This window comes from Sphingomonas sp. (assembly GCF_042096255.1).
In the GTDB taxonomy this organism is placed as follows: Bacteria; Pseudomonadota; Alphaproteobacteria; order Sphingomonadales; family Sphingomonadaceae; genus Sphingomonas.
Map to the genome: position 1 here is coordinate 1 of NZ_JBELLZ010000170.1, position 3,914 is coordinate 3,914.

The 3,914-nt window shown below is 70.3% G+C and carries 4 protein-coding genes and 1 pseudogene; all 5 read right to left on the reverse strand.

Going from position 1 to position 3,914, the window contains the following annotated elements:
- Window positions 1-1,212 (reverse strand): CHASE3 domain-containing protein (locus ACFDTH_RS17760; RefSeq protein ID WP_375288881.1); only part of this gene is annotated, 1,212 nt, incomplete at its 3' end.
- A 50-nt stretch (window positions 1,213-1,262) separates the two neighbouring features.
- Complete coding sequence (locus ACFDTH_RS17765) at window positions 1,263-2,525, reverse strand: aminotransferase class I/II-fold pyridoxal phosphate-dependent enzyme (protein WP_375288882.1); 1,263 nt, start codon at window positions 2,523-2,525, stop codon at window positions 1,263-1,265.
- Between the two features lie 95 nt (window positions 2,526-2,620).
- Window positions 2,621-2,863, reverse strand: a complete 243-nt coding sequence (locus ACFDTH_RS17770) for an acyl carrier protein (protein ID WP_375288883.1) — start codon at window positions 2,861-2,863, stop codon at window positions 2,621-2,623.
- Between the two features lie 40 nt (window positions 2,864-2,903).
- Window positions 2,904-3,794 carry an NAD-dependent epimerase/dehydratase family protein gene (locus tag ACFDTH_RS17775; RefSeq protein ID WP_375288884.1) on the reverse strand — a complete coding sequence of 297 codons (891 nt, stop codon included), beginning with the start codon at window positions 3,792-3,794 and terminating at the stop codon, window positions 2,904-2,906.
- Window positions 3,791-3,914 (reverse strand): annotated as a pseudogene (locus tag ACFDTH_RS17780) (glutamate 5-kinase); the annotation flags it as partial. The gene ACFDTH_RS17775 and the pseudogene ACFDTH_RS17780, both read right to left, overlap by 4 nt.

Below are 3,914 nucleotides of genomic sequence, written 5' to 3' on the forward strand. Positions count from 1 at the left end.
CGTCAGCGTCCCGCCGCCCGGCATCGCGTCGCGCGCGTTGACCGCGAGGTTGAGGATGGTGTTCTCGAACTGAACCCGATCGGCGCGCACGTGCGTGCCGTCGCTTGCGTCCGATACCTCGACGCGGATCGCATCTCCCAGGGTGCGGTCAAGCAGGTCGCGCATGCCGGCGACCAGCGCGCCCACCGCCACCGGCTCGGGATCGCTGCTCCGTTCGCGCGCGAAGGCGAGCAATTGGCGGGTGAGCGCGGCGGCGCGCTGTGCACCCTCACTGGCGCTATCGAGGTGGCGCGACACGTCCGCGCCGGTGAGAAGCCCGCGCCGGGCAAGCTCGATCCCGCCGATCACCACCGCCAGCATATTGTTGAAATCGTGCGCGATGCCGCCGGTGAGCTGACCCACCGCCTCCATCTTCTGAACTTGGCGCAGCTGCACTTCCTGCGCGCGTAGCGTCTCGGTCGCTTCGGCGACGGCGACGGCGAGTTCCTCGGCGCGGCGGCGCTCTGCCTCGGCATCGGCGCGCGCCACCGCCCGCTCGCCCAGCGCACGAACGGTGAGCCAGCCGAGCGCGATCGCGCCGAGCACCAGGCCTGCGCCGAACACCGAGAGCACCCGCGCCGCGCGCCCCGCCTGCGCCACCGTCGCCATCGCCGCCTCGGTTCGCTGGCGAAGCAGCGTCCGTTCGCCGCGGATGATCCGGTCGAGCAGGGCGTCCATCTCGACCAGCGCGGGCGCCTTGCGCGCCTGATAGTAGCGTGACAGCGCCTGCTGGTTCTTGCCGTAATTGGTGCTGAGCGCGGTGAGCGACAGTTCCTCGCCGCGGACCTGATAGGCGCGGCGCAGGCGCTCGATCCGGCGCTGCTGCTCGGGACTGTCGGCGGTGAGGCGTTCCAGCTGGTCGATCTGGTCACCCGCGCGCCGCCAGTCGTCGTAATAAAGCTGGCCCAGCTGCTTGTCGCCCGAGATGACGAAACGGCCGAGCGATGCCTCCGACCGCGCGATGGTGGCAGACAGGGTGCGCGCCAACACCGTCACATCGTAGCTGTGGCTCTGCAGCCGCTGCGCGTTCTCGCGCTGGCTGTTGGCCTGGCCGAGCGTCACGATCAGCGCCACCGCCACGGCGACACCGAGCAGCCCCATCACGATCAGAGTGATGGTGCGCCAGGCCGAAGCCAGCCCTCCGGGGGCGTCCGCGCCCTCGCTCGCGCTCACGGCGCTATCCTAGCGGAAGGGGCAAGTAGTGGAAAGCGGCGGGTCGGCGCTCAGCCAATCACGACCTGCGCGCGGCCAACGTCCTCGAACATGGCGATGATGCGCTCGATCTGCGCGTCGCTATGCTCGGCGCAGACCGAACAGCGCAGCAGGAACACGCCGGTGGGCGTCGCGGGGGGGCGGGCGACGTTGACGTACAACCCCGCCTCGAGCAGCCCCTGCCACATCCGCACCGCCTGCTCCTGATCGTCGAGCAGCACCGCGACGATCGCGGACTCGGGCGCGGCGGTGGGCAGGCGGAAGCCGAGCGACGACAGGCCCGAATGGAGGCGGCGGACGTTGCGCCACAGTTGCTCGCGCTTGGCGGTGGCGGTCATCAGCTTGCGGATCGAAGCGGCGGCGGTGGCGACCACCGCGGGCGGCAGGCTGGCGGTGAAGATGTACGGGCGGCAGACGAAGCGCAGGATCTCGAACTGCGGATGGTTCGACACGCAGAAACCGCCCACGGTGCCGACCGACTTCGAGAACGTGCCGATCACGAAATCGACGTCAGCCTCGAGTCCCTGCTCTTCGTAGACGCCGCGGCCGTGCTCGCCGAAGAAGCCCATCGAATGCGCCTCGTCCACCAGCACCATGCAGCCGTGCTTCTTGGCGACCGCGACCATCTCCCGGAGCGGGGCGATGTCGCCGAGCATCGAATAGACGCCTTCGAGCACCACGAGCTTTCCGGGCTCCTTGGGCAGGCGGCCGAGGCGCTTGTCGAGGTCCTCGACCGAGTTGTGGCGGAAGCGGACCACCTCGGCATTGCCCATCGCGCAGCCGTCGTAGATCGAGGCGTGGCTGTCGGCATCGAGGATGATGTATTCGCCGCGGCCGGCGATGGCCGAGATCACGCCCAGGTTCGCCTGGTAGCCGGTGGAGAAGACGATCGCGCCGCTGGTGCCGTAGAAATCGCGCAGCGCCTGCTCCACCTCCATGTGATCGTGGAAGGTGCCGTTGAGCGCGCGGCTGCCGTTGGTGCCGGTGCCGAACCGGTCGTATGCGGCCTTGCCCGCGGCGATCACGTCCGGGTCGAACGTCATGCCCATGTAATTGTAGGTGCCGAGCAGGATCGTCTCGCGGCCCTTGATCACCGCCACGGTGGGGGAGCGGACCTCCTCCATGACGATGCCGAACGGGTCGCGCATCCCGCTGGTCAGCAGCGCCTCGCGCTCGGCGATCAGGGGGGCGAACTTGGCGAACAGGTCGTGCGCAGGGGCGGGGGTGGGCGCCTCGGCGGGCAGGGCTTCGGGCTGGAGGCCGGTTTCGGTCATCGTTCTCTACGTCCGTTCGCCCTGAGCGAAGTCGAAGGGCATGAGGGCACCGCTCGGGCTTGTGCTTCGACTTCGCTCAGCACGAACGGAGGGGGTTACGCCTTCAGCCGCGCGACGGCGTCGGCGAGCTGGCCGACCGTCTCGATCTCGGCCTGCATGTTCATGGTGATGATGATGTCGAACTCGTCCTCCACCGCGGCGACGAAGTCCATCACCGTCAGAGAATCCCATTCCAGGTCGCGCTGGAAGCTCGTCGCCTCCGTCACGGAAACGCCCTTCTTGTTGAAGGGCTCGATCTGCGCCTTGACGGCGTCGAGGATCTGGTCGCGGTCGCTCATGGGCTCGGGTCCTGACGGAGAAATGCGGCGGGGGTGCGGCCTATAGCAGGCCGTGCGCGCGATACCATGCCGCGGTGGCGGCGAGGCCCGCGTCCAGTGCGATCCGCGGCTGCCACAAGGCGGGGGAGGGGCGGCGCGCGGGTACCGCGGTCCAGTCCGGGTGGGCGAGATAGCCGACGCGGTCGAGCGTCAGCTTCGCGCGCGTACCCCGCCGGCGCATGTCGGCGCGCGCGGCGAGCCGCAAGGCGGTGACCGGCATGTGCAGCGCGCGGACCTTCCGCCCGACCGCGCGGCCGATCGCATGGGCGAGATCGGCGTGGGTGTAGCCAGCGCTGCCGTCGTCCGCCTCCAGGATCGCGCGCGGGCCGCCCTGGGTGGCGATCGCCAGCAGCAGCCGGGCCAGATCCTCCACCGCGATCAGCGACACGCGCCCGCGCGGCGGCAGCAGCACCACGCCACGCTTCGCCATGCGGAACATCTCGCGCATCTCGCTGTCGCGCGGGCCGTAGACGCCGGTGGGGCGGACGATCGTCCAGTCGAGATCGCTTGTCGTGACGATCCGCTCGGCCTCCGCCTTGGACCAGCCATAATCGGAGAGCTTCGGCTCGCGCGCGGCGAGCGAGGAGACGTGGACGAAGCGCTTGCCCGTGCTCGCCGCGACCATCGCGCGGGTTCCGTCGACGTTGCCGCGCGCGAAGCCGGCGCGGTCGGGCGCGTTGACCAGGCCGGCGAGGTGGACGACCGTGTCGGCGCCGTCGACCAGGCTGGCGAGCGCCGCGGTGTCGGCGAGGTCGCCCGCGACCCAGGTCACGCCGGCGCGCTCGGGCTGCGGACGGCGGGTGAGCGCGCGGATCTGGTGGCCCTCCGCCAGCGCGAGGTCGAGCAGGTGGCTGCCGACGAAGCCGGTCGCGCCGGAGAGCGCCAGGATCATGCGCGCACCATGTGGTTGCGGTGGACGAGCGCGGCGCGGGGTTCATGGCCGAGCAAAGCGGCATGCTCCTCGCTGCGGCGGCCGAGCAGGCGCGCGGCTTCGACCGAGTCGTATTCGCTG

What these genes read in the sequence shown, in the direction of transcription:
- ACFDTH_RS17765 (WP_375288882.1), bottom strand. Translation starts at nt 2,525, where the DNA reads ATGACCGAAACCGGCCTCCAGCCCGAAGCCCTGCCCGCCGAGGCGCCC.
- ACFDTH_RS17770 (WP_375288883.1), bottom strand. Translation starts at nt 2,863, where the DNA reads ATGAGCGACCGCGACCAGATCCTCGACGCCGTCAAGGCGCAGATCGAG.
- ACFDTH_RS17775 (WP_375288884.1), bottom strand. Translation starts at nt 3,794, where the DNA reads ATGATCCTGGCGCTCTCCGGCGCGACCGGCTTCGTCGGCAGCCACCTG.